This is a genomic window from Streptomyces sp. NPDC059373, assembly GCF_042751495.1.
Lineage (GTDB): Bacteria > Actinomycetota > Actinomycetes > Streptomycetales > Streptomycetaceae > Actinacidiphila.
In genome coordinates this window covers 260,739-287,688 of sequence record NZ_JBHYXC010000003.1, presented here as the reverse complement: position 1 = coordinate 287,688, position 26,950 = coordinate 260,739, and the positions used below count along the sequence as shown (strand labels likewise).

The following is a 26,950-nucleotide window of genomic DNA, read 5'->3' as shown; positions in this document are numbered from 1 at the left end:
GAACATTCCCGTCAGGCCACCCGCCCTGGAGCCCGAACCCTGTCGTCCTCCCGCACCGGAGACAGCCACATGCGCACCACCCCCGCCACCGCCGCCGAAGCCGACACCTGGCTCACCGTCCTGCGCGACCGGGGCCACCTCCACCACGTCCAGACCGACCCTGACGGGACCTGGACCGTGCAACGCACCCCCGACGCGGAGTCCTGGACCCTGCACCACCCGGTGCTGGCGATCGACTACATCGCCGACATCCTCCGCGATGTCCGTAGCCGGAGCGCGGAGACGGGCCGATGACGACCGCCGACCCGGCGGACACCACCCCTGAGCTGGAGCGCGAGGCTCCGGGGACCACGAGCGGAGCAAGCTACTGCCGTGGATATCCCAAAGGGATATCCACGGCGCATGCCCTCGCCCAGGGGGGCGAGGGAGGTCTGGCTGGTCCCCGCACGAGGGCGCACGGGGACCAGCCAGACCTGCGGCACCAGGGGGCGCCACAGCAGGGGGGAGAAGCCGACGACCGCGAGCCCGACGACCCGCCGAGCGCGAGCGACGCCGCGTTCCCCGCCCGCCGTCCCCGACGCCGCGCTTACCAGCCCTCGCATCGCGAAGACGTGATCGCCGTCCGCTTCACCGCCGACGAGAAAGCCGAGATCATCGCCGCCGCAGCGGGCAGGCACGTCTATCCCTCCGGCTTCCTCGCCACGGCCGGCCTTGCCGTCGCCCGCGGTTCCACCACCATCCTCGACACCAACGACCAGCTCGACACCGCGATCGACGAGCTGGCCGCCGTGCGCGCCCAAATCGCCCGCGTCGGCAACAACATCAACCAGATCGCCTACGTCTACAACGCCGGCGGACAGCCCCGCCCCGGTCAACTCGACCACGCCCTCAAGGTCCTGGTCCGCACGCTCGTCCAAGTCGACGCCGCCGCGCACGACCTGGTACGGAAGCGGACGTAGATGGTTCCCGACATCAGCCGGGGCTCGCGCACCTACGGCCTGCTGGCCTACCTGTACGGGCCCGGCAAACGCGACGAGCACACCGACCCCCACCAGGTCGCCTCCTGGGACGGCTTCGCCCCCGACCCCGGCCGTGACCCCGACGCCACGCTGCCCCAGCTCGCCCAGGTGCTCGACCTGCGGGTCGACCAGCTCGGTGACCGTGCCCCCAAGGAACACGTCTGGCACTGCTCGGTCCGCAACGACCCCGGTGACCGCTACCTCACCGACACTGAGTGGGGCGAGGTCGCCCGCCGGATCGTCCACGCCACCAACATCGCACCCGCAGATGACCCGGATGGCTGCCGATGGGTAGCCGTCCGCCATGCCGACGACCACATCCACATCTTGGCCACCACCGTCCGGGGCGACCTGCGACAAGCACGCAGCTCTTACGACTGGCCGCGCTCGCAGGCCGAGTGCCGCCGCATCGAAAAGGAGTGGGGCCTGCGCGAACTCAAGGCCGGCGACGGCACCGCAGCCCAGAACCCCACCAGCGCCGAGCGCTTCAAAGCCGAGCGCACCGGCCACGACCGCACCCCACGCGAGATCCTGCGCGAGACCGTTCGCCGTGCCGTATCCGGTGCCCGGGACGAGGCCGAGTTCTTCACCCGCCTCACTGAGGCCGGACTGCTGGTCAACCAGCGCATCGCCCCTTCCGGCGACACCCTCGGCTACACCGTCGCCATCCCCGGCGACCACAACCGCGACGGCCAGCCCATCTGGTTCTCCGGCTCCAAACTCGCCCCCGATCTCTCCCTCCCCCGAATCCGCCAACGCCTCGCCAACAGCCCGCTCGGCCCGGACCAGGACCCCGACGACGATCTGCGCTCCGCCCGCCCCGGCACCTCCACGGCCCGCCGTTCGCTACCCGCCCAGGCCCGCCGCCAGGCCGCGCAGGAGGCCGAACGCGCCCTGAGCGTCCTCGCCGAGGACGACGACGAAGGTGCTGCCGCCCAGCTCGTCGGCATCGGCGAACTCCTCGACGCCACCGCCCATACCTCCGCCGCCCACACCCGCAAGGAACTGCGCGAAGCGGCCCGCTCCTTTGAACGCGCCAGCCGTTCCCACATTCGAGGCGAGAGGGCCGACAACCGAGCCGTACGCGCAGCCGCACGCGGCATCATCGAGGCCGGCGGGGCTCTGGGCCGGGGCGAGGACGGCGGTGCCACTGCCATGCTGCTGTCCACCCTGGTTCTGGTCGCCATCGCAGCTGCCCGCTGGCACTCCGCCCGGGGCCACGCCCAACAAGCCGCCGCCTCCGAGCAGGCCGCAGCTAACCTGCGCGCCGCCTACCGCGCCGCCGCCCAGACCCCGATGCGCGCGATGCGCGAACAGGGCCGCAACCTGACCCAACCGGTCCGCCAACGGCACGCCGACACCATCGGCACCGCCCTGCCCGAGCACATCGGCCGCCTGAACGGCGAGCCCGGCTGGGACGCGCTAACCGTCACCCTCGACCAGGCCGAACGCGCCGGGCACGACCCCGAAGCGCTGCTGAAGGAGGCCGTGGAGTGGCGGGAGCTGGACACCGCCGACAACATCACCGACGTCCTGGTCTGGCGACTGCGGCTGCTGGGCAAACTCCCCGCCACCGCCGACACCTCCGGCACGTCCGCGAAGGCCGCTGGCAAGACCAAGCCCAAGAAGTCCAGTAGCCCTCAGCCACGCAGCGCCCCGTCGCAGAAGGCCGAAAGCTCCACCCACCCTGCGCCGGCAGAGTCCCGCCCACGCGGTCCCAGGCGCTGAGGTCCCGTTCAAAACGCTGGACACCGGACAAGCTGACCTGTTATGGCTGGATGTAGTGACCAAGGAGATGATGCCGGTGCTGCGAGACGAAGCCGTTCGACCGAGAACTGATATGCCGACGGCGGCATCAGCCGAAGACCCACTGCTGCGGCTCCAGAACGAGCTGCAGCAGGCCGATGGGGACATCCTTCTCCAGTGCACGACGCATCCTGGCGAACTGACGATCACCGGCATCATCCAGATGTGCTCCGAGTGCGGTGCCCGGCGCGACTGGATGATCATCTGCAACCGCAATGAAGTCAGTATCCGCTGCCGCTGCGGCAACCAGTGGGTCGAGCGCGAACTCGGGCGTACGGACTTCGAGGCGATGGCCGGTCCCGTAAACGAGGTGTTCAAGACCGAAGAAACCGCCGTCCGGGCACTCGGCTACCACGGAGATCTAGCCGGGACATACTGGGAGTAACTCGAGGCATCGGGTACCAACCAGCCACGCCATTTGAATCAAGGCAACTGCGCCCCGCCCCTGTCCCCTCTCCACTACGTTGATCGGGTGTCGTGGATAGGGCAGGCGGGCCGGCAGATTCGCCAGGGAGAGAACCTCGACGCTTACCTGACGATTGCGGCATCGATCGTCCTGGCGGTGCTCAACCTTGCGGGCGTCGTCTCTGCGGACAAGGTTCTGGGCGCTTTGCTAGCCGTGCTCGCGCTTCTCGCCACCGGAACGCTGGTCACACGCACCAAGCTCGAAGCGATCGCCGCGACAAGGGAGTCTGCTTCGACCCCGCTACTCCTGACGACGTTTCCGGCCGCACACGAGGAGGACCTCCAGGGCGATGGTGAGCTGTACCTCGCGGGTGTCTCCCTAACCAGTACGGTCCCGTCCATCCTCCATGCACTGGAACGGCGACTGCAGACCGGCAGCCTCGTCCGGATCCTCGTGATCAAGCCCGCCTCACCAGCCGAGGAACTGGCCGAGAACAGGCTGGGCATCCAGGCCGACCACGGCCGCCGGACCGCGCAGACTCACGGCACCCTCACCCACCTCCAACGGCTCCATACAACGGTGGGCGGTCGCCTCGAGGTCCGGGTGACGACGGAGGAGCTGAGTTTCGGGTGGACGCTCATCGCACCAGGAACATCCCGCGCAACGCTCTACCTCCAGTACTACGCCTACAAGATCCAGCGGCTGGAGAACATGAAGATGATCCTCCGCCCTGCTGACGGTCAGTGGTTCGACTTTCACATGGACCAGATCGAGGCCCTGTGGGCCAACGCCGCGCCGTGGCCCACCGTGCCGTAGCCCGTACGGCCGCGCTCATCGGGTGTGGCGTTCGTCCTCTTCTTCCACCTCGGCCAGGTGGCTGAGGAAGACGTCCCGCAGTTCTTCCGCCGGGGCGTTTGGGAGAGTCACATCGGGCAGTTCCCACTCCATACCGGCTTCGGTGTTGAAGGTGATCTCGGCGCTAGCGGGCACGATGCGCTCGCGCAGCCACTGCGCGAACTCGGCTGCGTGTGCCGCAGTGCAGTCTTTGACGGAAGCCCCCTGCGGGGCGGTCAGAGCGATGCCTTCGAAGTCCTCGTCGCCCAGCGTGATGCCGAAGGACAGCGAGGGGCTGCTTGGGCCGGGTCCGGGTTCGTCTTCCCAGACCTTGATGAACTCGTCTGGATTGCGCTCACGCAGGGCGTCGGCGAAGGAATCTAGGGTCATGCCCCAGTCGCCGCCGTCGGGCGCGGTGAGAATGAACATCACACGGATCTCATCCAGTGGCGTGGGGGGCTGTGGCATGGTCACCTTCGGGGTTCTGGCTGTGCAAGCGGGCTACGGGACGTAGCGGGAGTAGCCCTTGACGCCGTACGCGGCCATCATCGCGCGCCAGTACGGCACCGAGTCCTGGTAGTCCGTGTCGATCTCGACTCCACGCATTTCCTTGTTGCGCGGGTCGGCCATCGCGGCGGCGTACTTGGTGAGCTCCTCCCGGTCATCGCGGTACAGGAAGTCCTTCTTGCCGGTGACATGGGCCTGCCTGATCGCGTCGATGGTGCGAGGACAGGACCGCTGGTTCCGTACGTGCTTTGCCTCGATCGCCATACCGTCGGTGGCGCGGAAGCCGTCCACCATCAAGGTGTTGCCCTTGGACAGGCCCGGCGGGATCGGCACTTCCTTCTCCGGGTAGCCGGCCACGCGGTATTGGTAGGCCTTGTCCTGTGCCAGGCCACCTGAGTAGCCGCCGTCCCTGAGGCTGTCCAGCCAGATGCTGAACTTCTGGCGGGCGGGGGGCGTCAGCGCCGGGAAGCGCGGGTCGGGGGGAACCGGTGCCGGGATGGGCTGCCTGTACGGGACGTTGGAGTCGGGGACCTTGTAGCCGACGGGCACCATGATGGGTGCGCGGATGAGCGGCCCCAGGAAGGGCGGCAGCGTGGGGAGGCTGGGGCCGGTGTCGGTCTCGGGCACCTTGATCCGCGCCTTGGAGCTGTCGAGGGCGTGGGGCACGCTGGCCAGGCGGAGTATGGCGGAGTCGCCGGAGACGAGTTCGCTGAGGCCGCCGTCGTACCCGTTGCCGCCGAACTCTGCCTTCTCCCAGGGCCACAGGAACTCGCCGGTCAGGGGGTTCTCATCCTTGGGTATCTGCTGCAGGGCCGTCTCTATGTGGTCGGCGTACTTCTCGCAGGCCGAGGACAGGGCCCGGCAGGCGGCGTAGAGATTGGGCAGCAGCGGCTCGTCCTCCTGCGGCTGGCCGGGCGGGTCGCCCTTACCGACGAAGCGCTTGAAGTAGTCCTCAATGCCGTCCGCCGCCACCCCCTCGTGATTGAGGTTCGCCCGGCGCCAATGGCCCTTGACCTCGTCGAAGGCCACCTCCACCACGCCGGCAGCGCTGCGCCAGGTAGCGGCGACCGTACGGACCTTCCCCGGGTTACCGCGATAGCGGTCATCGAACACGAACTGGTCGACGCCGCTGGTCTCGCCCACCACCTCCGGCAGATCCTCACCCTGGTGACTCGGTCGGGGCGTGCAGTCCTCATTCGACGGCTGCGCCGCCACACCCGTGTCGCCGCTGTCGCCGAGCAGTTCGGCAGCCGCAGCGCTCTCCGCCGCCATGTAGTTCGTAGCCGTGTCCAGCAGCCCCTGAGCCCCGCGACTCATCACGAACGACGCATGGCTGAGCTGATCGACCACCGTACGGGCCGACTCCTTGTAGACGCTGGCGAAGGTGCGCCCGGCGTCGTCGTCGCCGGCCATGCCGTGCTGCTCGGCAAGCTCGGTCACGAGAGCCGACAGCATGTCGAAGATCAAGTCCCGTAGTTGCAGCATCCCCCAGGACGATTCCACCAGGTTGACGGTTTCGACCCGGTACCCCAACTGCCCCTCCCGCAACGTGAATCAGGTCCTTGGACTCTACAAGGAGTCAGTCTTCCCCGGAGGGCTGCGGTAGATACGCACGAGGTCGGCCTGGTCTGTTAGGTCAAGGTGCGGCCTCACGGCTTTCCAGGCCGGTCAAGGGCTGGGGATGTTGGACGAGCCAGTCCTGGAGTTCTCGGTGGCGGAATTGGTAGGCCATGCCGGAGATTCGCAGGAGTCCTGCGCCGTAGGACCAGTGGAGGAAAGTGCCGAGTCGCTTGGGGAGTCGGCCGCCGGAGCACAGCAGGAATACCTTGTAGCGGCGGCCGGCACCGCCCAGAACGTACATACCTGCGCTCGTCCCGATCGCCAGCCCGCCCGTCAGCCCAAGCGTCAGTCCGCTTGCTGTCCCGACCGTCATGCCGATCGCCAGTCCTCCCGTCAGGCCGCCCAGCAGCGCGCCCATCAGGGCTGCGATCAGCGCGTACGCGAGCCCGAACAGGTAGTCGTCTCGGACGGGGCGCCGGGGGTCGGTGGGCGGGGCAAAGTCGCTTCGTGGCCTGGTATCCACTGCGGAGTCGGTCAACCCGATGGTCAGTGTGCCCATCACTATGCCTACCAGCGCGCCCGAAAGCGCACCCGTGAGTGCGCCCGTCGGCCCGAGCGCCAGTGCACCCGTCAGTGCGCCTCCCAGCGCGAGCACCAATGCCAGTTTCAGCCCGCCCATGATCATCCGGTCCAGTTGGCGGCGTCGGACCGGGCCGCGCAGCCGCTGGAGCTGGCCTGTTCTCGGAGCGGGAACAGAAGCATCGCAGGCTCGCCATATGGCGACGATCGCGGCCAGGGCAGGGGACGCGCCGGACAGCAGCTGGCGGGCAGGGAGGCCGGCGGGGACTTGTCTCAGCATGAGAGCGGCGAAGGCGAGAGTGACGAGGGAGATGAGGAGGCCGTCCGTGGCGCGGACGCGCCTGGTGCCGGCCATCGGCCACAACTGGTGGAGTACCAGGTCGGTGCCGGTGCGGGTGGTCGTATCAGTGGTGGTGCCCGTGGTGGCGAGGTGCGTGGCAAGTGCGGCGAGCCACTGGTGGATCTGCTGAGGGGTGTAGCGGTCGGGGCGGCTGGGGTGCTGGCTGGCGGCGGCGGGCAGATAACGGGCCAGGAGGTGGTCTCGGACGGCGCCAGGGGACGGGAGGGCGCACAGGTCGGCAGGGTCGCGGAGGTAGACAAGGGTATCGGGGTGACGCTGCTCGTAGACGGTGACGGCCAGGTTCAGCCTCCAGGGGGTATCCAGGGATCGGGCCAAGGTGCCGTGGGGAGCCGTGTTCAGGGTGGTGCAGACGGGTTCCCACCGTCGGGGGCTGGTGGTGCGAGTGGTGAGGTAGTCGTTGGCCTGGCCGGGGGTGACAGGGGCGATCTCGACGCGGGCCGCCTCGTACATGCGCATGTCCACGGCTGCCAGCTCCGCGTATTGAGTGGTGCGGCAGGTCAGGACGACTGGCGCGCTGCCCATGGCGATCTGGTAGGCGTTGAGTTGGTTCAGAGCGCTGGTGGCTCGGCGGCGGGCGACGGGAATACTGTCGGGGTCCATCTCGTCCAGACCGTCCATGATGGGCAGGATCCGGTGTTGGTCGACCAGGGCGCGGGCGTCGTCGAAGGTGATGCCCCGGTCGTGGAAACGCTCGCTGACCTGCTCGGCGATCCAGCGTTGCAGCGGCTGCACGGTGTCCCAGCCGGCGAGTGAGAGACGTACCGGGACATGGGCGGTGCCAGTGCGGGGCTGTTCGTCCAGGAAGGCGAGGAGCAGATGCAGGGCGAGTAGGGTCTTGCCCGCGCCGGCCTCGCCGGTGATGACTAACCGGGCCGGCTGCAACTCCCGGTAGTAGCGCAGAACATCGCTGAGATGACCCTCGGGGGCGGCACCGGCGGCGTTGTTAGCCGGCTCTGGGAAGTAGCGGAACGTCAGATTGATGCGGTGACCACCCCGGCCGAGCAGCTGCTTGACTTGGTCCGTCTCAGCGGCGAGGACTGCGGCTGCCAGCGTCCTGGCTTTCGCGTCCAGGTCCGAGGCAGCCTCCTTGCGGTCACTGCGGTAGGCGAACCAGGCCAAGGCGATGCTGGGTACGGCGAGCACCACGCTGACCAGGGTGGCGGCGACGGATGCGGCGTGGAACTGCTTGGACAGCCACAACGCCAGCATCAGGCTCATGACAAGCATCCCGAGAAGGATGCGGCCCGCGCGGCGCGTACGAGATCCAGCCATGGCGATCATCTTGCCCGTTACCGTCCCCGCCCGGACAGTCACTCCCGGCTCTATTGCAAGATCGTGACGACGGCCAATCGACAGATGCTGAAGGTGCATGAGGCGTCAGGCGCCCTCGGTGGCCCTGCCCGAATGCTCACTCCCGAGGGGTAGTTCTACGGCCGCAACCGCAGCGCGGTGGCGGCCGTCGAAGCTGAGCGGCGAGAACTCAATCGGCGAGTAGTTCCGCGATAACCGCGGCGAGGGTGAGGGCGGAGTGCAGGCCCATCACCTCGACGACAGTGGGGTGGACGACGTGACTCCAGTTGCCGGTCAGGCCGGGCCAGGTTGCGAGCAGGACCTCGGCTCCGGGAAGGCCGAGGTGGGCGGTGACGTCCATGCTGCTGCGGGCGGCGGGCTTCCAGCTGAGCAGAATGCGGCCGGGTGGTATGCGCGCGGGGTCGTCGTCGGCTGTCCAGCTGATCTGGATGGTGTCGGCGGGGCTTGCGGATACGTGGTGGACGAGGGCTCCTCGTACGTCGGCTGGCATCGGTCGGGAGGTCAGTGACGGGAGGTCGACAAGTGACGAGCTGGCGGGTGCGGAAGCAGTGATGGGGATCCTCCAATTGATGATTGGCAGGGAACGAAGGAACCGCCCCGCGCAGGCGGGTGCGCTTGCACGGGGCGGAGCCGAAACGGACGAGGTTCAGGTGTTCGTGGGCTCGGGGTTGAGGAGTGCCTTGGTGAAGGCCGCGATGGCGGCGGGCGGCACAGTCGGGTCGAAGTCGGCGTGCCAGATCTCCTCGCCGCCCAAGGTGCGGCGGGCTTCGAAGGACCAGCCGCTGTCGGCGCAGCGGACCGTCAGGTGGCCTCCGGGCGCGGTGTAGACGGCAGGGAGATCGTTGTCGTCGATGGTCCAGTCGGGGCGGTGGAGCAGCTCGGTGACGATGTAGCCCGCGTCCTGGCCATCGAGGTACCAGGGATCGTCTTCGGCGTCCGAATCCGGGGCCGGGGCGTCCGGCGTGAGACCGGTTGTCCAGTTCTCCGGGCCCCATCCGAGTTGACGGCAGACGTCGGGGAGGAGGTGGTCCTCCTGGCCGTCGTCAGTGATGTAAGCGACCGGGCCGCTGATGCCGCGGGCCTCGTGGACGCCGCCCGCGAAGTGGCTGAACGGCCAGTCAGGGTTGACGGCGAGGCGCACCAGCAACTCGGGGTCGAGCGCTTGGAGCTGGTGGACGAGCTGGCCGACGGTGAGGGACCGGGGCATGGAAGATCTCCTACGGGAAGCAGAAGCAGAAGCAGAGAAAGGGGGAAGGCGCCGGCGCCACGGGCAAGTCAGTCCGTGAAGCGCAGCAGCTCACTCAGGACGGCCGGGCCGGAGTCGGTCTTGGCTTCGCGGTGGGTGGCGAGGTGGCGCTTGCGGCATTCGTTGACGTAGCCCTTGCCGGGGTTCTTCAGGCTCCAGGTGCCGCACGAGCAGATGGCCTGCGCGTAGGCGCGGCCGTCGCAGTCGGGGTGGAGTGGCATGCCGGAGGTGGTGTGCTTGTGGTCGGGCGGGCAGGTGGAGCCGTCGGCGTGATGGGAGGTGAGCGGGGCGCGGTGGAGCAACGGGAGTTCCCTTCGGCGTGCCGGGCGGGGGCCGGTCGGCACGGTGTGCGAGCCGATCGGCGGGCGGATGGGGATCGTCAGGCGGACAGCCGGTAGGAGCGCATGGGGAGTGACTCGTTCTCGGCCTCCAGCACCACCAGGCCGTCCTTGACCAGGCGGGAGAGCGATCTGCCGACGGCCGGGTCGGGCAGGTCCAGGGCTCGGCCGATCTGACGGGTGCGGGCTCCGGGGACCTTGGCGAGGGGGCCACGATCCGGGCGTCGCGGCGCAGGGAGTCCTCGTAGATGTCGGCGGATGCGAGCAGGGCGCCGCTGACGGTGACGGCCAGGCTGAGCACGAAGGTGATGGCGTTGTCCGGTGAGGTGTTGACCGCGCTGATGGGGCCGAGTCCGGCGATCGCGGGGGCGGGCAGCCGGTGGGGGTCGACCGAGAGCTTCAACGAGAGCCTTTCGACAGAGGCGTTGGGATGGGGCGGCCCGGCGGGAGTCGGGCCAGGGTTCAGCGGTTGGGGGTGGCGATGAGCGCGGCGAGGAACCCGGCGACGGCTTCGGAGGGGGTGTCCGAGCCGAAGGTCTGGGTCCAGCCGATCCCGCCGCCGGGTGCGCTGACGGAGACGCGCCACAGGATCCGGCGCTGGTAGTTGTCCGGGATCTCGGGCAGAAAGCCGACGTAGACCCGGCCGTCGGGGCTGGAGCAGTGCACGTTGGCGAGGTCGTCGGAGACGACCGACCAGCCTTGGCCGAGCAGGAAGTCGGTGACCGGGTTGCCGATTCCGCCGCCGATCAGCCAGTCGCGCCCCTCGGCAGGCGCGGATCCGGATGCATCGGAGACGAGGAGCACAGCGGCGGAGGGAGTGTGGAACGGGGTGGTAGAAGCGATCGTCACGAGCGATTATCCCTTCGTTGACCTGCGGGTTTTCCCGACATCCGTACGTTGACATCGTTCGAGCCGAGGTCTCCAGTCAGTTGCCGCGTGATCGCGTCTGCCGTGGGCGAACTGGGCTCCACGCCATCCGAAGGCTGAACGCGGGTGCTGGATGTCCGCAGTCGACGTCCTCGGTGTGGGACCTCGGTCCACCGTGGTCCACGCATGGGCGGCGGCGGGCTGGCGCTCATGAACGCCGCTGCGGCGGGACGCGTCCTGATGATGAGGCGGGGTGGTCATGATGCGACGCCGCAGGGCCGAGGCCCAGCTGGTGGCCGGTACAGCTCGGCTGGGCCCCGGCGGTGATCAGGCGGCCAGGTTGTGATGGGGGTAGGGGCTGACCTGGATGGTGAGCTTGGCCAGGGCCGTCTCGACGTGCTGGTGGCAGTGGTCGGGGGTGGGGGCGGTGACGACGAGGTGGCCGAGGCGGGCGGTGTCGACGTCGCCGTCGGGCGGGAGCGTGACGTCGTCGCCGATCTCTCGTTCCCACACCAGCCGGTCCAGCCATGCTGCCGCGTCTGCGTCCAGGGTGGGGTCGGCGTGGCAGGTGACGAGGGTGCCGGAGATGGGCGGGTAGAGCAGTTCGATGGCGGCCGAGTTGCGTCGGTCCGGAGTGAGGGGATGGCCTTCCCCGCAGGCCAGGGCAGCTGCGGCCAGCGGGAGTTGGACTCCGGTTGCAAGATCGACAAGGTGGGGGATCAAGTCACCGCCGAGGCGGGCGTTGACCTCGATGATCTTCGGGCCGTCGGTTGTCAGGCGCATCTCCACATGGGAGACGCCATGCTCGATGCCGAGCGCTTCGAGCGCGGCGGTTGCGATGGGGGCGACCTTGGGCACGAGCGGGTCGTCGGCGGTGACGGTGTGGCCGATTTCCTCAAAGTACGGAGCGAAACCGACCCGTTTGCGGGTGACCGCGACCGGGGTCGTGGCTCCGTACCGGGTGACGCATTCGACGCTGATCTCGGGGCCGTCGAGGTACTCCTCGACCAGCACGCCGGTGCCCTCGGGGCCCTGGCCGGCGGCGGCACCTGCGGCGAACGCGAAGCCGGAGGGGAGCCGGTCGGGGGTGTCGATGCGGATGACTCCAATGGATCCGGCATGGCTGGCCGGTTTGAGGACGACAGGATAGCCGATTGCTTCGGCTGCCCGGGCCGCCTGCGGCAGGGTCTCGGCGGGCAGGGAGCGGGCGGAGGGCACGCGGTGGTGGGCGAGGAGGCGGCGGGTGGTGGCCTTGTCCCGGCAGGCGGCCACCGCGGCCGGGGTGTTGCCGGGCAGGCCGAGGGCGGCGGTGAGCTCGGCGGCCGGAAGGACGGCGTACTCGTCCCAGGTGAGGACACCGTTGATGCGGTAGTGGGTGGCGAGGTCGCGGGCGGCGGCCAGGAGCTGGTCGGTGTCGCGAGTGTCGGCGACCGCGTGGTCGGTGAGGTAGGGCAGCTGCCACGTCGGTTCGGTCGGGTTGATCAGGACGATGGGGAAGTGCTCGGCGATCTGGGCCAGTCCGTACTCGCGGTAGGCGCGCTCAGAGCTGCCTGCGATCAGAAGGACACCGGGCTTGGGCATGAATAGCCTCCAAGGGCAAAGGGATTGGACAGCAGAGAAAGCAAGGGGAAGGGCGAGATCAGGCGGTGTGCAGCAGCTCGGCGGATGCCTCGGCGGGCGGGCTGTCTGGGGCGGGGCGGGTGTAGGCGGCGCGGTGCCGCCACAGTCCCCGGAACGCGACGGCGGTCACCGCGGCCTGCAGCAGCGCGCAGCCGAGCACCAGCGCCGGGATGCCGCTGGCGGGGAGGGCGGCGACCAGGGCTCCGGCGAGGGGGAGCGGGGCGAGGATGAACAGCAGGGTGACGGCGAGGGTGGAGGTGAACACCGGTTGCGGGATGAGCGCGGCGCGGGCGGTGCGCATGACCACGGTCAGCACGCCTTCACCGCCGAGGAGTATGGCGAGGGCGGCCCCGTAGGCGATCGGGGAGGGGGCCAGCGCGGCGGCCAGTCCGGCGAGGGAGAGTGCGCCCGCGCCGACCAGGCCGACGGGGAACAGCCCGTAGCGGTCGATGGCCTTGCCGGTGGCGGCGATCGCTCCCAGGGACGGAAGGGTGGCGATGCTCCACACGGTGCCCGTCACGGCGGTGGAGACGCCGAAGCCGGTGGTCAGCGTGATGGGGGCGCTGACCTGCACGATGCCGGACAGTAGACCGCTGGCGGTCAGCGCCGTCACGAGCCAGCCCAGCGCGGGGATGGAGGCGATCACCTGGCAACCGGTCCGCAGCCCCGCCCACGGTGAAGCCGAGGACACCGCCGACGCGGTAGGACCGGTTGGCGGGGCGGAGATGGCGGACAGGGTGTGGGCGGTGCTGGCTGCGAGCAGGGACAGCACGGCGAGCGCGGTCAGCAGGACGGTGGGTCCGGCCAGCAGCAGGATCCCGCCGAGCAGCGGGCCGGCCAGCAGTGCGGCCTGGTCGATTCCGACCTGGGCGGTCTGGATGCGGTGGGCGCGGCCGGGGGTGTGGCGGCTGGCTTGGGCGCCGAGTGCCTCCATCGTCAGAAACGAGACCTCGGTGAGCATTCCGGAGGCGACGCCGAAGCCGAGCAGCAGCACGGTGCCCGCCGTCGGCGGCAGGAGCATTAGGCCGACGGCGGTCGCGGCGGCTGCCGTGGTGCGCGCGAGGCCGACGAGCGTGGCCACGCGCTCGGCGCGGTGGCGGTCTACGAGCGGACCGGCGCCGAGGATCGTGGCCAGCCGGGGCACCCATTCCAGCAGGAACGCCAGGCCGGTCCAGGCAGTGGATCCGGTGGTGGTCAGGATGATCAGGGGGACGGCGTACATGACGGTGGTGCCGGCAACGCCGTCGGCGGCCCGCAGCAGATAGCAGCGCGTCAGCCAGCCCGGGGGCAGGCCGGAGGCAGTGGTGGGGCGGGGCATGGAAGGACTCCAGGGCGAGGGTGGGGGCGATCAGAGCAAGGTGGTGGTGTCAGCGGCTGGCGCGTGGAGCGGCTCGGCCGGGGCTGGCCGGGGGGAACTGCGCGGGTGCGGCCTGGGCTTGACGGACGTCGAGCGGCGTCGGGGCTGATCGGGGTGCCGGAGCCGTCGTCCGGGAGGCGGTGTCCGGCCTTGGGGTGGTGGCGGGGCCGATGTAGCGGGTGGTCTTGGCGCGGGCTGCGGCAGCGCGCCGTTGCACGGTGGTGGACTCGGGCGATGTGAGCCGGGCGGCGGCCTCGTCGACCAGGGCTTGTTGGACTTCCAGGGGCTGTTGGTCGATGGCGGCCACGATGGCGGGCAGGGCCAGTGCGGACAGGTTGGACGCCGGCAGTCCGGCGACGAGGCGGGCGGCCTCGGCTTCGAGGAACGGCGCGAAGGACGAGGCGAGACCCAGCTGCCCGCAGACGAACTCGCCGCCGCCGGCGAGGGCTTCGGAGAAGGTGTCCACGTCGTTGAGTACGTCCTTGACCGAGTCCAGCAGCAGCGACACGGCGTTCCGGGCACGGTCGGTGAAGGCCGGGTCGGTGATGCCCAGGGCCGCGAGTCCCAGGGAATTGGTGCCGGGGACCGGTGGGCGGGGCGGTTCGGTCGGGTTCATCGAGCTCTTCCAGCGCGAGGGGTGAGGGGCGAGGGCAGCGTCAGCGGAGGGGAGCTGACCGGGGTGGCGTCGGCGCGGAGGTGTGCTGTTGGCCGGGGGCGGTTGCTGTACGGTCCGGCTGCGTCGCTGCCTGAGGCGCGGTGGTGCGGGCGCGGGCGTCCTCCACGGACCACGCGGCCGTGAGATCGCTCCTGCTCGGCTGCGCGTAGCGCGGAGGGCGTACCGGCCGCTGTGCGACGGCGCCGATGAACTGGGCGTTGGGGATGGTGGTGCCCTGGCCGACGTGATGGGCGGATGCCCGCTGGACCAGGGCCCGTTGGACGTCGGGTGGCTGTCGGTCGATGGCGGCGATCATGTGCGGCATGGCCGGTGAGAATGCCGACGCGGCGGGTAGCCCGGCGGCCCCGGCGACGAGCCGTACGGCGTCGGTTTCGATCACCGGTGCCCACGACGGGTCCAGGTCTGCCAGTTCGCAGACGTGCTCGCCGCCGCCTTCGAGGGCTTGGGAGAAGACCGGGTGGTCGCCGAGCTGGATGTCCAGGAGATCCAGGAGCGTCAGCGTTGCGGTGAACAGCCGCTCGATGAGCGCGGGGTCGGCCGTCCAGTGCGCGCTGGCGCCGGACGGGCCGGTCATTGGAGTCGGGCCGGGCTGTTCCACAGCGGATCCTTCGCGGTCGGTCGGTGGTCAGGGACGGAGGCCGGGGCGAGGTATTGCGGCGGGTGATGGCCGTTGATCGGACGGGGTTGCCGCAGGGCGTGCGCCGTTGGGCGGGAGAGGGCCGGTGGTGCGGGCGAGGGCAGCCAGCGCGCGGGGATTGGCGTGGCGGGTGCGGGTGGCGCGTTCGACGGCCTGGGCGACGGCGGTACGGCGCACGTCGAGCGGGGTCGGCACCGGCGGCTGCGGTGGAAGGAAAGGGGTGAGGTGGACCAGGTCCCGGCACTGCTCGGGGATTTCCCAGCCTTCGCGGACGACGGGGGCGGGGTCGACGATCGCCGCTGCGGTGGCGGCGACCAGGTGGGCGGGGGTGCGGGAGGTGAAGGTGCCGTACCAGAGGGAGCGCCAGCCCTCGGGTCCGCCGGAGAACGTCCACCGCTCCTGCTCGTCGGCCGGTTCCGTCAGCGGGCGCAGGTATCGGTCGTAGAGGGTGAGGTAGGCCAGGTCGTCCGGGGCGGTGAATATCCGGTACCGGTCGTAGAGGCCGAGATCCATGCGGTTCCAGCTGGCGGCGGCGAGGGGTTCGTAGCCGTCGGCCGGGTTCGTCGAGCCGTCCAGGAAGCGTTGCGTGCCGCTGCGGTAGTCCTCGGCGAGGGCGGTGGTGAGACCGGCGACGATCTCGGTGGGGGTGGCGTCGTTGAACTCGGCGACCCACCAGGGCGGTGCCGACGGGGCGCGGTGTGCCGCGACCTTCCAGAGCGTGTCGTCGTCGCCTTCGGGGAGGTAGCTGATCCGGACGCGCTGGTCCGGTGCGTTGACGTGCAGGTTGCCGCGAGCGTCGTAGTGAAGGCTCCAGCCCTGGTCGTAGAAGGGCTGCAGCGCCGGGTCGCCTGTCCAGGTGGATCCGGCGAGGTAGCGGGGACGGACGTAGAACACCCCGGCGGGCTCGTCGTTGACCGTGGGCATGAGGACTCCAGTGACGGGGCGGGTGATCAACGGCGTGAGCCGGACCGGACGGGTGCCGCGGGTGTGCCACCGGTCGGGGCGGGCGCCGGTGCGGTGCGGCTCGATGCCGTCGCGGTGAGCGGTGTGGTGGTGCGGGCGCGGGCGGCCGATGCGCGGTCGCCGGGGTGGGTGGCGCGATGGAGGGCCTGGGCGACGGCGGTGCGGCGGACATCGAGCGGGGTGGGGACCGGGGGGCCGGGCGGCTCGACCGGGGTGAGACGGACCAGTGCTCGGAGCCCGCGGGGGATGCTGTGCTCGTAGCGGACGACGGGTGTGGGGTCGGCCATGGCGGCGGCGGTGGCGGCGACCAGGTGCCCGGGAGTGCTGGCGGTGAAGGTGGCCTCGACGCGGGTTCCCCAGCCCGGGGGACCGGACCACAGAAGGCTGGTCTCGTCCTCGGGGTCGTAGCTGCGGGTGTCGAGGAGGATGCCGGCCTGCTTGTCCGGAGCGATGATCTCCACGGTCCCGGTCTCCGCGCCCCAGTCGCGGGTCCAGCCAGCCTCGGTGAGGGGATGGGTCTGCTCACCCCAGCGCATGGGAGGACGTGCCAGGAAGCGGTCGTTGCCTTCTTCGTAGTCGCGGGCCAGGGCGACGGTCAGTCCGGCGACGATCTCCGGCGGTGTGTTCTGGTTGAAGGTCGCGGCCCAGCGGCGGGGGCCGAAGGGGTCCTCATAGGCGGAGACGTGCCACAGCAGGTAGTCGTCGCCGAAGAAGCCGATCCGCAGGCGCCCGTCGGGAGAGGTGAAGACGGTCTTGCCCAGGTCGTCGTCGAGGTGGTGGCGCGGCCAGTTCAGGCCGACGAACGGCTGCAGGCTGGGATCGTCGTCGGTGCTGAGCGATCCGGCGAGGTAGCGGGGCATGACGTGGTACTCCCGCCAGTAGGCGTCGTCGTCGGGGGCGGGCATGGGATGGCTCCTGAAGCGTCAGCGGGCGGGAGGCGGTCAGCGGCGCGAGCGCCGGGGATTGGCGACGCCTGGGTGCCCCACCGGCGCGCGGGCTTGCGCGGTGGCTGCGCTGGGAGTCGGGCGCGGGGTGGTGGTACGGGCGCGGGCGGCTTCGGCGCGCGAGGTGGTGGCGGGCCGGGTCGTCAGGTACGGAAGGTTGCGCTCGGGGAGGTCGCGCAAGGTCCGGTGGACCGCGGCCGGGCTGGAGAGAACCTCGGTGGCGGCGGTGATCAGGTACCGGGGGGTGGCGGAGGTGAAGTCCGCGTGCCAGCGGGGGCCGCGGGCGGCATCGACGCAGCCGTACATCGTCCATTCGGCGGGGACGCCGCCGTCAAGCTCGGCGTGGAATTCGACGTCGTTCTGGCGGAGGCTGAGGTAGGCGTGCCCGTCCGGGGCGTGCTGGTACTGGAAGAGTTCGTTGTACTCGTCCCTCCAGCCGCGTGCGATCAGGACGTCGCCTGGACTGACAGGCGTGTAGTGACGTCCGCCGGGGAGGAAGTCCCGGTGGTTGCTGTCCAGGCCACGCAGCAGGGTGGCGGTGAAGGCTGCCACGATCTCGGCGGGGGTGTCGCGGCTGAAGGCGGCGATCCAGGTCGGGATACCGAGAGGTTCGCGGGACCAGGAGATCTTCCAGCCGCCGTAGCGGGATCCGGGCAGGTCGGCGATCTGCCCGCGCAGGCACGGACTTGAGAACACCCGGCCGGCGGGGGTGTTGCTTTCGGCCCATCCGGGCGCGGCGCGCAGGGGATCGGTGATCAAGGCGGCGTTGCCGGGGCCGGCCAAGTAGACGGGTCCGACGAGGAGTTCGTCGTCCCGGGCGGGCGGCATGTCAGGGGCGGTGGGCATGGGCGGGGTGTCTTTCGGAGGTGGGCGGGGTTGCGCCCCTGCCGTTGGGGCAGGGGCGCGGGGCACGTGGGCCGGCGGAGTCGCCGGGGTTCTGCGTTCGGGCATGGCGGGGTTCACCGGGTGTGCAGGGGGTGGGAGGCGGCGGTCCACGCGGCAGGGACGGCCGGCGGGGGGACCGGGGCGTGGGAGAACAGGCCCTGGACAGCCGTCGTCGTACGCCGAAGCGCCGCGGTAGTGCGGGCGCTGACCGTCTCCTGAACACCCGGAACGGCGGCGCGGACCGGTGTCGAGTCGGTGGTGGGGCTGGGGGACCATGTGTTCAGCGACTGGTAGACGGGGCCGAGGGCGTGGCCTGCCTCGGTCAGCTCGTACTGGCCGTGACCGGTGCGGACCAGGAGCGCGTCGCTCTGCATCCGCTGAAGGCGGGCGTACGCCGATCCGGGACGGCCGACGCGCTGCTGCAGTTCGGTGAACGACGACCTCGGGTGCCGGGCCAGGTGCTGGAGCACGGTGCTGGTGTCCCGGGGGCGGAGCCGGTCGAGGGCGTCCTCGATCCGCTCGGCCTCGGCGGTCGGCTGGTCCGTGGAGAAGTGGGTGTGCGACCAGGAGCTGAGGGCCTGGTGGACTGGTCCGAGCCGTCGTGCGGCGTCGGTGAGCTGGTACTGGCCGCGCCCGGTACGGGCGACGAGGCCGTCACGCTGGAGGCGGGACAGTCGCATGCTGAGGGATGTGTCAGAGATCCACGGCAAGGCGTCGTTGAGTTCGGACAGAAGTAGCTGGTCGTGGCGCTGGAGGGTGAGCAGCGTCCAGGTGGTCCAGCGCGGGGCGAGGCGGCTGAGGGTCTGCTCCAGGTGGTCGGGGTCGGCGGTGGACGGCCGGAAAGTCATGACGGCTACTCCGTGGTCAAAGGCGCGGGTGGGTGATTCAGGCGGCGGTGCCGAGGACGGTTTCGGCGCGCAGGCGGTCGACGAGCGCGCGGACGCGGCGGTTGCTGAGGCGGATGCCGTGGCTGCGGATGGCGGTGCCGAGCAGGTCGCGGGTCAGACGCGGGGAGTCGGCGGCGATCCGCCGGGCGAGCGGCAGCAGGTCATCAACGCCGTCCGCTGGGCCGGTGTTGGGCCCTGCCTCCAGTGGTGCCGGCGCGGACTGACGGGCGGGCTGGGGGCGGGTGCTGAGGAGATCGCTGAGGATGTGCGTCTCGATGCCGTGCCGGACGGTCAGGGCGTGGAGGTCCTGGGTGATGCGCACCAGGAGCGCGGTGCCGTCGGTGGTGCTGTCCTGGCCCTCGTCGAGCAGCCGGCGCAGGCGCCGCCGTACGTCGTCGAGCTGATTCTCGGTCTGGTGCAGGGCGGTGTAGCGGTGCAGGAGTGCGGAGAGCACCGGGTCGTGGGCGTGGTCGGGGTGGGGGATGGTGTCGTACCGGAGTTGCCGGATCGGGCGTCCGTACTGCTGCTCGATGAGGCGGCGCTGGGAGTCCAGGGCAGAGGGATCCGTCATGATCGGGCCTTTTCGGGGGAGGGCGGTCAACGGGCGCGACCGTGCGGGCGGGCGGCGGTGGCCGGTGCGGCAGCGCCTGAGTCCGGGGCCGCGACGGCGGTTGTGGTGGTGCGGCGGCGGGCGGCTTCGGCGCGCGGGGACGTTTGGCGGCGCCCCTCGGCCAGGACCGCTTCGCCCTGAGCGGTCAGGGTGAGGCGCTGCCCCTGGTACAGCGAGGTGCTGGTGTCCCGGTCCGCTAGTTCCTTGCCGAGGAGGGCATCCACGGTGGCGCGGGAGATCCGAACACGGTCCGGGGCGGTGACGAACATGCCGCGGACCACGCTGCTTTCGCGGAGCATGACGCCGCCTCGCGCGATCGCCTCCAGCGTGGTGAACTGCGCCGTGGACACGCGAACCGGAGCGGAGGTGCGATGGCGGGCGGCGGACTGGTCGGGGCGGGCGGTCTGCTGGGACGTCAGTTCCTCGGCCCTCCGTGGCGCGGTGGCACGGTCGGTGGATGAGGCCAGGGAGTGCTGGTAGGCGTTGACGAGGCGTTCCAGGTGCCCGACTTCCTGTCCGCGCCGGGCGGCGAGGACGTTGATCTGCGGGCCGTCGGAGTGCAGGATGCCGGTGCTGCCGACCAGGTGGGCGTCCTGCCCGTGAGCAATACGGCGCAGATCTTCGGCGGCGGATGCCGCCGCCCGCACGAGCCGCTCGTTCAGATCGTCCAGCGTCAGGGCCGTGTGGACGACCAGCGGCGCGAGCACGCCGGGCGTGCTGTCGGGGGCGTGGCGGGCGAGCAGGTCGGCAGGATCGCTGATGTCGAGAGCCTCGGCAAGCATGCGCGTGCCCAGCTGCGGGTCCGGCTGCGTTGGCGCCGTCATGCGTCCTCGTCGGTGGTGTCGAGGAGCTGCTGCACGAGGGTGGGCAGGATGACGCTTTCGGTGCCGAATGGCCGGTCGGTGTCGGCCTCGGTGCGGACGTACTCGGCGTCGGCGAGCAGTCCTTCGTGGATTTCCCGGCAGGTGGTGGTGAAGGTGAGCGAGGCCGCCAGCGCGAGCGCGGAGACCGCGATGAACTCCTCGGGTTCCAGGCCGCTGGTCTGGGCGGCTGCCAGGAGCACCTGCCGTTCGGCGGTGGTGAACGGGACCGCGAATTCCCGAAAGGCTTCCACGGCCGTCCCCGTGGCGGTCGGTTCGGCGTCATCGACCGGGATGCCGGCACGGTCGCAGACGGCTTCGATGGCGGAGATGAACTCGCCCGTGGACTCCGACAGCCAGCCGGTCGCGGCGGCCAGGGAGGCGAGGGTGAACAGCCCGGCCGACGTCTTGGGGAAATCGTCGGTGAAGAAGGTGTCCAGCTGGCTGGAGAGGGTGGGCAGGACCTCGGTGGCGGCAGCCAGCGGTCCCAGGAGCGGGGCCAGGTACGGGCGGCCGGAGGTGCCCGGAGCGGGGTATTCCGCTGTCAGGACGGTGCCCACCTGCTCGGCGGCGTGGGTGAGCAGGGTGGTCAGGCCGTCACGGGAGGCGTTCATGCGCGGGCCCTTCGAGGAGCGGAGTCAGCAGGCGAGGCGGCGGGAGCGGGCGAAGAGGCGGCTGCGGTGATGGCGTTGGGGACGCTGCGCAGGTGGGGGGATCGGGCGCGGGCGGCTTCGGCCTGGCGGCTGAGCGCGGTGGCCTCGGACGTCTCGGTGGCACGGTTCAGGCGTTGGGCAGCGACCTGGTAGACGGCGCCGGCTTCGCGCTCCCCGGCGGCGATCAGGTAGATCTCCCGCCGGTGGGCGCTGCTGGCGGGCGCTTCGCGGAACTGGAGGACGAGCCGCCATTCGGCTGCGGGATCGACGTACACCTTGTGGCAGTCGGCCAGGCGGCCCTTGAGGGGTGCACCGCGTTCGTTGCCGTGGACGAGGTGCTGAAGTTCGAGCAGGGCCAGGTCACGGATGTGGTCGGGAACCTGGCGCAGGTCGGCGAGGGCTTCGGGGTGCGCGGCGAACGCGAACCTCGGGCCGCTCATCGCGCACCCCGCTGGGTCTGCTGAACGCCTGGCGCTGGCGCCTGCGTGGTTGCCGCGGCGGATGGCGCGGCGGTCCCGGGTTTCTGCGGGTCGGTGGTGGAGCGGGCGCGGGCGGCCTGGGCCCTGCGGCCGGCCGGGGCGAGATGCTCGGTGGGTTTGGGCAGCGGGGTGTCGCGGTCGAAGAGCCACTGGTTGGCGGCCGTGCCGTCGCGGAAGGCGCCTTCGCGCAGGGTGTAGGTGAAGGCTTTCAGGTCAGCTTCTTCGAGGAAGATACGGACGGGGCGGTCGGCGGAGCTGGGGTCGGTGTCGCGGACCATGACCCACGTCTCGTACGGCTCGGAATCGTGTGTGTAGTGGTCCTTGACCTCGTACCGGGCGCCGGAATGCCGGATCTGCTCCTCCAGCCGGGAGGTGAGGGCGTCGGCGGGCCCGGCGTACGTGCCTTCCGGGAGACGGATCGTGTCCGGGGCGCAGCCGCGGTCGGCGAGCCACCGCTGGGCGAACGGGACGGTCGGGTGGGTGGCTTCGTCGACGGTGAAGGTCCGCGCGGTGAGGTCGCGGGTGATGTGCAGGGAGATGAGCTGGGGTGCTCCGGGGGCTCCCCAGGTGGCCGAGCCGTCGTGGAGGATGAAGAAGCTGTCCGCCTCGTCGGGGGTGTGGTGTTCGGCCAGGACGGCGATCGCCTTGTCCCACAGGCCGAGCGTGGCTTCAACGTCGGCGGGAGCGTCGTCGGCGGGGGCGAATCCGCTGATGCGGTACTGGAGGTCGGGCATGCTCAGGCTCCCGGAGCGGTCGGTGCGGGGGCAGGGGTGGGGGTGGGCAGGACCCGGTGGTTGGGCCGGTTGGGGCTGGTGGTGCAGGCGGCGAAGGGGCCGTCCGGGGCGCGCAGTTGCAGCACGGTGGGGTCGTGGTGGTCGCGGTGCCAGAGCGAGGGGCCGGCGAGTCCGGCTTCGACGTCGGTGAACTGCTGCCAGGCCAGCCACAGTGCGTGCAGGCGGGCGACGGCCTCGGGGTGCTCGTGCCACTGGTAGCACCAGGGTCGGCCGGTGGTGATCTCCCGCCCGTAGACCGGGAGCATGAGGTGGTTCACCCATCCGGAGAGCGCGTCGAGTTCGATGCCGTACGCGGAGTTGTCCAGCGCGAGGATGAACACCGAAGACGGACCGGACTCCTCGGGCTCCGCCTCCGCCGCGGACTCCGCCGACGGGTCTTCGTCGTCCGGGGCCGGTTCTTCGGGCTCGTCGCTTTCGTCGTCCGGGGCGGGCTCGGCGTCGGTGGGCTCGCTGGCGAGGTGGTCCAGCATCCGGGCCTGGGCGTCGGTGTCCTTCACCAGCCGGGCGACGGTGGCCGCGAGTTGGTCGAGCTGGTGGTCGGGCACGCGGACGGCCTCGTCGGCGCCGTCGGCTGCGGGGTCGCTCATAGCGGGCGTCCCTTTCGTGATCGGGTGTAGCGCGGGGGAGGAATCGCAGGTCCGGACCGGTGGCGGGACCTGCGGGGGCTGGGCTGGGCGAGGGATGTCTGCGCGATGGCATGGGCGTCCTTTCGGGAGCCGGTGTGGCTGCCGGGATTGAGAATCCGCGGAAAGGCGGACTTGGTGCGGCCGGGATTTTGCGATAGAGGCTGGTCAGGGCGCTGTGCAGTGCGAGCAGGCGGGGAACGGCGGTGCCAGCAACTCCAGTGCGCGGGCGGCTTGTTGGGGGATGACGCCGTTGCCGAGCGCGGTGAGCTGGGCGGGGCGCCCGAGGCCGGGGGTGGCGGTCACCCAGCCGTTCGGGAGCCCTTGCATCCACTCCACGAACGCCGGCTTCAGGCGGCCGAGGTCATCGGTGGGGCGGGGAGCCGGGCGCGTGAGCGTCTCCCATCGGGTGATGGCGGCGGCGTATGGTCCCCACCGGGAGTTGGCGATTGCGGTGTCGACTCGGTCCACAGCGGCAGCACCACTGCCGACAGCGGCGGCCGAAATCCCTTGCCCGGACGCCGTCCAGGAGTGCCGGTGTCGCTCGCACGCGGTGTCGGCAGCAGCGCGGCTGCCGCGGAGGGGAGAGTCAGGTCGCCGTTGCCGTGCCGCTGGTTCGGCGAGCCCTTGATCCCGTCGCTCGCCTTCGGAGTCGGCAGCAGATGTTCGACCTCGTCGGCCAGATTCGGACCGTGACCACCCTGTTTGCGCTTGTCCGGGTGCTGGGAGCCGCCGTTGGAGCCGAGATTGCTCGTCGGGGTTTTCAGCAGAGCGGTGTCGGGGCCAGGCGGTGAGGAAGACCCGCTCGCGGCGATGAGGGGCACCGACGTCGGAGGCACGCAGCACGCGCCAGCGCGCATCGAACCCGAGGTCGGCCAGGGATCCGAGTACAGCACCGAGTGCTCGCACAACAGGCTGGCCTGCGGTATTTCCCAGACACCACGGGCAGGGTTCCAGGTCGCCAGGGGTACCGGCGGGCGAGGTGAGGAGTCCGCGGACGTTTTCGATCACCACCAGGCAGGGGTTGAGGACGGAGATGGCGTGGGCGATGTGGTGCCACAGCCCGGAGCGGGTGCCCTCGGTCAGACCCGCGCGGCGGCCGGCGACGGACACGTCTTTGACAGGGGAAGCCAGCCGTCAGCACGCAGACCCGAGGTACGTCGGCCCAGTTCACGGCGGTGATGTCACCGAGGTTGAGGGTGCCGGGCCAGTGCCGGGACAGGATGCGCGCGGCGTCGGGGTTGATCTCGGCGTGCCAGGCCAGGGTGCCGCCGAGGATGGCCTGGACGCCGAGGTCCAGGCCGCCGTAGCCGGAACACAAGCTTCCGATCAGCGGCTCGCCAGCTTCGGTGGGATCAGTGGCCATGGCGGACCGTGGTGTGCTGGGCCGGCCCAGGCGTGTCGATCAATAGCTGTGGTTCGGCAGCGGTGCCCGGGCGGGCGCCGGCGGGGGCGTCTGGGATGGTGGTGCGGCTACGGGCCGCCGCGGTCCGGGGCGGGAGATAGCCGAGGCGGTCTGCTCCGGTGTGCAGCAGGTGCGGGGTTTCCACAAGCGCGGCCTGGACTTCGTCGAGCTGGTCGTTGACGACCGCGATCGCATGCTCGCGGACGTCGGCCAGGTCGGGGCTGGCGGGGTGGTCGGCGAAGCGGTGGAGAAACCCGAGCTGCCGGTAGGCGGCGCTGAGGTGCTGCAGGGCCCGGCTCGCGGGGACCGTGGCCTCGGTGAACACTTCGACGACGCGGCGCTGCTGCGCGGTGGGCCGGCCGGGGGCGGTGACTCGGAAGAGGACCTCGTCGGTCAGCAGGGTGACCATGGCGCTGAGGCCGGTGAGCTGCCCGGAGACCTCGGCGAGGGATGGGATGCCGTGTTGCCGGGAGAGGGCGAGCTGTTCGCGTGAGCCGTCGAACTCGCGGGCCAGTCCGTACAAGGCGCCAGCATCGGCAGAGCGCAAGGTGGCCATCACAGGCTCCGGCGGGGTGCCGGCGCAGACCCTGTCCGGGCAGCGGCAGGGGGCGCGACGGTGTGAGCAGCGGTGGCGGTGGTGCGGCTACGGGCTGCGGCGGTCCGCGACGGGAGATCACCGAGGCGCTCCGCTCCCCTGCGTAGAAGGCGAATCGTTTCTTCGAGCGAGTCCTGGACCTCGTGCAGGTGGTACTTGACGGTCACGACCCGAGCCTCGGTCAACGGAGGAGTGACGGGGTCGTCCGCGTGCTCGTGGAGGAGGCCAAGGTGAACCAGGGCCTCGCCGAGGTGCCGCAACGCGCGGCTGGCCGGAACCGTGGCACCGCTGAACATGACCACGGCCCGCCGCTCTTCTGGAGCCGGGGCCCAGGGAACGGTGGCGCCGATGCGCACCTGGTCCGACAGGCGGCCGAGCAGCGAACTCAGGCCGGTGAACTGCTGGGCAGCGGAGTCGAGGGTCAGCGGGCCATCGTGCTGCCAGGACCGTTCGAGCTGCCTGCGGGCGGTGTCGAAGTCCTGGGAAAGAGAGCGCAGGATGCGAATGTTGAGGGCGGTCGGATCGGTCACGAGGGGCTCCGGCGGGCAGGGCGGGCAGGGGAGGGGACAACGGCTGAAGGCGCAGGGCGAGATGAAGGCCGTGCAGGCGGGTGCGGCTGGCTACGGGCGCGAGCGGCATCCGCACGGGCCTGGGGCACGTGCTCCGGCGGACCGGCTGGTGAGACGGGTGGTTGGGGTGCGCCGGTGGCGCTTTGCCAGCGCCGTAGGATCTCCGCCAGCGGGCTGAGGGCGTGGAGGGCGTAGCCGATGAGGCGGCCGGGGGCGAGGGCTTCGTCGTCGGCCAGCGCCCGCACCTGCCGCGCGGCGATCGCGGCCGTACGCACCAGCGCGGCACGGACGACGTGCTCGCCAAGGTACTCGGCGAGACCGACGGCGGCACCGGAGTCGCACAGCAGCAGGACCTCCTCCGCGGTCAAGCTGCCGTCGGCCAGAGCACCGCGCCGCTGTGCCTCCCACAGCACGGTGACCTCGTCGATCGGCTCGCCCCGGTGGTGCAGCGCCCCCAGACAGCGGTAGATCCGCCCGTGCCCGTCATCGGCGAAGTCTTCGGGCCGCAGCCAGCCCACCAGGTCGCGCAACGGGTCGGGCTGCGCGGTCAGCACCGCCAGCAGGTACTGCTCGTCGGCGAGCTGCTCCTTGGTCGCCGGCAGCCGCTTCGCGCCCGCGGACTGCGGCTGTGCGGGCGGGGCGATGGGGCGGGGGTCGGTGCCCCAGCGACGGGCGAGGTCGTCCAGGACCTCGCCGAGGACAGTCGCGTAGTGCAGCGTGTCCTCGACGCCGTCCCGGAGGGCGTCGGCGCGGGCCATCTGGTGCAGGCGGGTGGCGTGTTCGGCCACCGTGCGGTGGATGGCGCCCTCCAGCACCATCCGCCCGTAGACCGGCGCATGGTCCGGGCGCGGGCAGACGCTGATCAGGCTGTGTACGTAGACCGCGGTCAGACCGCGCACCTGCGTGGCGTTCGCCTCGGCGATCGCGGCATCCATCCACGCCAGCTGGCCGTCGGGATCACGGGTTTCGGCCGGGACGGGCCACGCGCCCACGCTCTTGCCGCCGTTGGCAGGCGCTGTGGGCGGGGCCGGGCGGGGTGTGACGGAGGCTGGGTGTCCGGCGGCGTGCAGTTTCAACAGGGCTGCGTACAGCGCGGCGTGATGCGGCCGGTAGAAGTGCTTCGGCTGAAGCCAGTCCGACAGCAGCGGCAGCTGCCCGGGGTCCAGCAGGATCGCTCCGAGGACGGCCTGCTCGGCCTGGAGAAGCGGCCTCACCGTCGCGCCTTGCGTGCGGCCTTGCGCTGGTCTTTGCGTGTGGCGAGGACTTCGGCGACGGCCTGGTCGGCGGCTGCCATGTCGGCGGCGAACCGGTCCAGCTCGCCGGTGAATGCCGGGTCGTTGGCGAGGATCGAGCCGGTGGGGGTGACCAGCCACCAGTGCGCGCCGCGCCGGATCACCGGGGTACCGGCCAGGCGCTCGGAGGAACGGACGGAGGAGAACGTGGGAGTGGGCGAGGACATGACGCTCCTGACGGGGAAGAACGGTTGGCGGGGAGGAGGCAGCCTTCCGCCGGAACGGCGCAGGTATGGCGTGCGGTTGTGCTCCACTGCGGCCTTGGAA

At 70.7% G+C, this 26,950-nt stretch carries 31 protein-coding genes and 2 pseudogenes; 5 read left to right on the top strand and 28 right to left on the bottom strand.

The window, feature by feature from the left end; genetic code table 11:
- Window positions 1-69 precede the first annotated feature (69 nt).
- The 5 genes from ACFXJ5_RS09145 to ACFXJ5_RS09125 are packed head-to-tail and all read left to right on the top strand — an operon-like array spanning window position 70 to window position 4,047.
- Window positions 70-294, top strand: coding sequence for a hypothetical protein (locus ACFXJ5_RS09145; protein WP_384629009.1), 225 nt, complete (start codon window positions 70-72; stop codon window positions 292-294).
- A complete protein-coding gene (gene mobC / locus ACFXJ5_RS09140; protein ID WP_384629006.1) occupies window positions 291-959 on the top strand; it encodes a plasmid mobilization relaxosome protein MobC in 669 nt (222 codons plus the stop codon). The genes ACFXJ5_RS09145 and mobC overlap by 4 nt, the downstream gene beginning before the upstream one ends.
- Window positions 960-2,747 (top strand): relaxase/mobilization nuclease domain-containing protein, encoded by a 1,788-nt coding sequence (locus tag ACFXJ5_RS09135; RefSeq protein WP_384629003.1) that lies wholly within the window; start codon window positions 960-962, stop codon window positions 2,745-2,747.
- A 55-nt stretch (window positions 2,748-2,802) separates the two neighbouring features.
- Window positions 2,803-3,210, top strand: a complete 408-nt coding sequence (locus ACFXJ5_RS09130; RefSeq protein ID WP_384629000.1) for a hypothetical protein — start codon at window positions 2,803-2,805, stop codon at window positions 3,208-3,210.
- Window positions 3,211-3,243: 33 nt separating this feature from the next.
- Window positions 3,244-4,047 carry a hypothetical protein gene (locus tag ACFXJ5_RS09125; protein ID WP_384628997.1) on the top strand — a complete coding sequence of 268 codons (804 nt, stop codon included), beginning with the start codon at window positions 3,244-3,246 and terminating at the stop codon, window positions 4,045-4,047.
- A gap of 15 nt (window positions 4,048-4,062) precedes the next feature.
- On the opposite strand, the gene ACFXJ5_RS09120 is transcribed toward ACFXJ5_RS09125, so the two are convergent.
- The 28 genes and pseudogenes from ACFXJ5_RS09120 to ACFXJ5_RS08985 all read right to left on the bottom strand — a co-directional run bounded on the left by ACFXJ5_RS09120 (window position 4,063) and on the right by ACFXJ5_RS08985 (window position 26,850).
- Window positions 4,063-4,494: a hypothetical protein gene (locus tag ACFXJ5_RS09120; RefSeq protein ID WP_384628994.1), complete on the bottom strand. Its 432-nt coding sequence runs from the start codon at window positions 4,492-4,494 to the stop codon at window positions 4,063-4,065.
- A 72-nt stretch (window positions 4,495-4,566) separates the two neighbouring features.
- On the bottom strand, window positions 4,567-6,075 hold the full coding sequence (locus ACFXJ5_RS09115) for a restriction endonuclease fold toxin-2 domain-containing protein (protein ID WP_384628991.1): 1,509 nt from the start codon (window positions 6,073-6,075) through the stop codon (window positions 4,567-4,569).
- Window positions 6,076-6,208: 133 nt separating this feature from the next.
- Window positions 6,209-8,299, bottom strand: coding sequence for an NACHT domain-containing protein (locus ACFXJ5_RS09110; RefSeq protein WP_384628988.1), 2,091 nt, complete (start codon window positions 8,297-8,299; stop codon window positions 6,209-6,211).
- Window positions 8,300-8,552: 253 nt separating this feature from the next.
- The gene (locus tag ACFXJ5_RS09105) at window positions 8,553-8,873 is read right to left on the bottom strand and encodes a hypothetical protein (RefSeq protein ID WP_384628986.1); all 321 of its coding nucleotides are present in this window, start codon (window positions 8,871-8,873) and stop codon (window positions 8,553-8,555) included.
- A gap of 156 nt (window positions 8,874-9,029) precedes the next feature.
- Window positions 9,030-9,590, bottom strand: coding sequence for a DUF317 domain-containing protein (locus ACFXJ5_RS09100; RefSeq protein WP_384628983.1), 561 nt, complete (start codon window positions 9,588-9,590; stop codon window positions 9,030-9,032).
- A 68-nt stretch (window positions 9,591-9,658) separates the two neighbouring features.
- Window positions 9,659-9,931, bottom strand: coding sequence for a hypothetical protein (locus ACFXJ5_RS09095; protein ID WP_384628980.1), 273 nt, complete (start codon window positions 9,929-9,931; stop codon window positions 9,659-9,661).
- A 498-nt stretch (window positions 9,932-10,429) separates the two neighbouring features.
- The gene (locus tag ACFXJ5_RS09090) at window positions 10,430-10,816 is read right to left on the bottom strand and encodes a DUF317 domain-containing protein (protein WP_384628977.1); all 387 of its coding nucleotides are present in this window, start codon (window positions 10,814-10,816) and stop codon (window positions 10,430-10,432) included.
- A 345-nt stretch (window positions 10,817-11,161) separates the two neighbouring features.
- Window positions 11,162-12,415: an ATP-grasp domain-containing protein gene (locus ACFXJ5_RS09085; protein WP_384628974.1), complete on the bottom strand. Its 1,254-nt coding sequence runs from the start codon at window positions 12,413-12,415 to the stop codon at window positions 11,162-11,164.
- Between the two features lie 58 nt (window positions 12,416-12,473).
- A complete protein-coding gene (locus tag ACFXJ5_RS09080) occupies window positions 12,474-13,772 on the bottom strand; it encodes an MFS transporter (protein ID WP_384628972.1) in 1,299 nt (432 codons plus the stop codon).
- 49 nt (window positions 13,773-13,821) lie between these two features.
- Window positions 13,822-14,427, bottom strand: coding sequence for a hypothetical protein (locus ACFXJ5_RS09075; RefSeq protein ID WP_384628970.1), 606 nt, complete (start codon window positions 14,425-14,427; stop codon window positions 13,822-13,824).
- 40 nt (window positions 14,428-14,467) lie between these two features.
- Complete coding sequence (locus ACFXJ5_RS09070; protein WP_384628967.1) at window positions 14,468-15,085, bottom strand: hypothetical protein; 618 nt, start codon at window positions 15,083-15,085, stop codon at window positions 14,468-14,470.
- 27 nt (window positions 15,086-15,112) lie between these two features.
- Window positions 15,113-16,048: a DUF317 domain-containing protein gene (locus tag ACFXJ5_RS09065; protein ID WP_384628964.1), complete on the bottom strand. Its 936-nt coding sequence runs from the start codon at window positions 16,046-16,048 to the stop codon at window positions 15,113-15,115.
- Window positions 16,049-16,074: 26 nt separating this feature from the next.
- Window positions 16,075-16,992, bottom strand: a complete 918-nt coding sequence (locus ACFXJ5_RS09060) for a DUF317 domain-containing protein (protein ID WP_384628961.1) — start codon at window positions 16,990-16,992, stop codon at window positions 16,075-16,077.
- Window positions 16,993-17,028: 36 nt separating this feature from the next.
- Complete coding sequence (locus tag ACFXJ5_RS09055; protein ID WP_384628959.1) at window positions 17,029-17,877, bottom strand: DUF317 domain-containing protein; 849 nt, start codon at window positions 17,875-17,877, stop codon at window positions 17,029-17,031.
- A gap of 113 nt (window positions 17,878-17,990) precedes the next feature.
- Window positions 17,991-18,764 carry a winged helix-turn-helix transcriptional regulator gene (locus ACFXJ5_RS09050; protein ID WP_384628956.1) on the bottom strand — a complete coding sequence of 258 codons (774 nt, stop codon included), beginning with the start codon at window positions 18,762-18,764 and terminating at the stop codon, window positions 17,991-17,993.
- 37 nt (window positions 18,765-18,801) lie between these two features.
- Window positions 18,802-19,374 carry a hypothetical protein gene (locus tag ACFXJ5_RS09045; protein ID WP_384628953.1) on the bottom strand — a complete coding sequence of 191 codons (573 nt, stop codon included), beginning with the start codon at window positions 19,372-19,374 and terminating at the stop codon, window positions 18,802-18,804.
- A 26-nt stretch (window positions 19,375-19,400) separates the two neighbouring features.
- Window positions 19,401-20,237 carry a hypothetical protein gene (locus tag ACFXJ5_RS09040; RefSeq protein ID WP_384628950.1) on the bottom strand — a complete coding sequence of 279 codons (837 nt, stop codon included), beginning with the start codon at window positions 20,235-20,237 and terminating at the stop codon, window positions 19,401-19,403.
- A complete protein-coding gene (locus ACFXJ5_RS09035) occupies window positions 20,234-20,887 on the bottom strand; it encodes a hypothetical protein (RefSeq protein ID WP_384628947.1) in 654 nt (217 codons plus the stop codon). The genes ACFXJ5_RS09040 and ACFXJ5_RS09035 overlap by 4 nt, the downstream gene beginning before the upstream one ends.
- A complete protein-coding gene (locus tag ACFXJ5_RS09030; protein ID WP_384628945.1) occupies window positions 20,884-21,366 on the bottom strand; it encodes a hypothetical protein in 483 nt (160 codons plus the stop codon). The genes ACFXJ5_RS09035 and ACFXJ5_RS09030 overlap by 4 nt, the downstream gene beginning before the upstream one ends.
- On the bottom strand, window positions 21,363-22,139 hold the full coding sequence (locus ACFXJ5_RS09025; RefSeq protein ID WP_384628942.1) for a glycosyl hydrolase: 777 nt from the start codon (window positions 22,137-22,139) through the stop codon (window positions 21,363-21,365). The genes ACFXJ5_RS09030 and ACFXJ5_RS09025 overlap by 4 nt, the downstream gene beginning before the upstream one ends.
- A gap of 2 nt (window positions 22,140-22,141) precedes the next feature.
- Window positions 22,142-22,786, bottom strand: coding sequence for a DUF4913 domain-containing protein (locus ACFXJ5_RS09020; protein WP_384628940.1), 645 nt, complete (start codon window positions 22,784-22,786; stop codon window positions 22,142-22,144).
- A 204-nt stretch (window positions 22,787-22,990) separates the two neighbouring features.
- Window positions 22,991-23,293 carry a hypothetical protein gene (locus tag ACFXJ5_RS09015; protein WP_384629566.1) on the bottom strand — a complete coding sequence of 101 codons (303 nt, stop codon included), beginning with the start codon at window positions 23,291-23,293 and terminating at the stop codon, window positions 22,991-22,993.
- Between the two features lie 312 nt (window positions 23,294-23,605).
- A pseudogene (locus ACFXJ5_RS09010) lies at window positions 23,606-23,935 on the bottom strand (DNA cytosine methyltransferase); the annotation flags it as partial.
- 73 nt (window positions 23,936-24,008) lie between these two features.
- Window positions 24,009-24,188 (bottom strand): annotated as a pseudogene (locus ACFXJ5_RS09005) (DNA cytosine methyltransferase); the annotation flags it as partial.
- Window positions 24,178-24,783: a hypothetical protein gene (locus tag ACFXJ5_RS09000; RefSeq protein WP_384628937.1), complete on the bottom strand. Its 606-nt coding sequence runs from the start codon at window positions 24,781-24,783 to the stop codon at window positions 24,178-24,180. The gene ACFXJ5_RS09000 and the pseudogene ACFXJ5_RS09005, both read right to left, overlap by 11 nt.
- The gene (locus ACFXJ5_RS08995; protein WP_384628935.1) at window positions 24,783-25,352 is read right to left on the bottom strand and encodes a hypothetical protein; all 570 of its coding nucleotides are present in this window, start codon (window positions 25,350-25,352) and stop codon (window positions 24,783-24,785) included. The genes ACFXJ5_RS09000 and ACFXJ5_RS08995 overlap by 1 nt, the downstream gene beginning before the upstream one ends.
- On the bottom strand, window positions 25,349-26,605 hold the full coding sequence (locus ACFXJ5_RS08990; RefSeq protein ID WP_384628932.1) for a DnaB-like helicase N-terminal domain-containing protein: 1,257 nt from the start codon (window positions 26,603-26,605) through the stop codon (window positions 25,349-25,351). The genes ACFXJ5_RS08995 and ACFXJ5_RS08990 overlap by 4 nt, the downstream gene beginning before the upstream one ends.
- Complete coding sequence (locus ACFXJ5_RS08985; protein ID WP_384628929.1) at window positions 26,602-26,850, bottom strand: hypothetical protein; 249 nt, start codon at window positions 26,848-26,850, stop codon at window positions 26,602-26,604. Before ACFXJ5_RS08985 ends, ACFXJ5_RS08990 begins: the two co-directional genes overlap by 4 nt.
- Window positions 26,851-26,950: the final 100 nt, after the last annotated feature.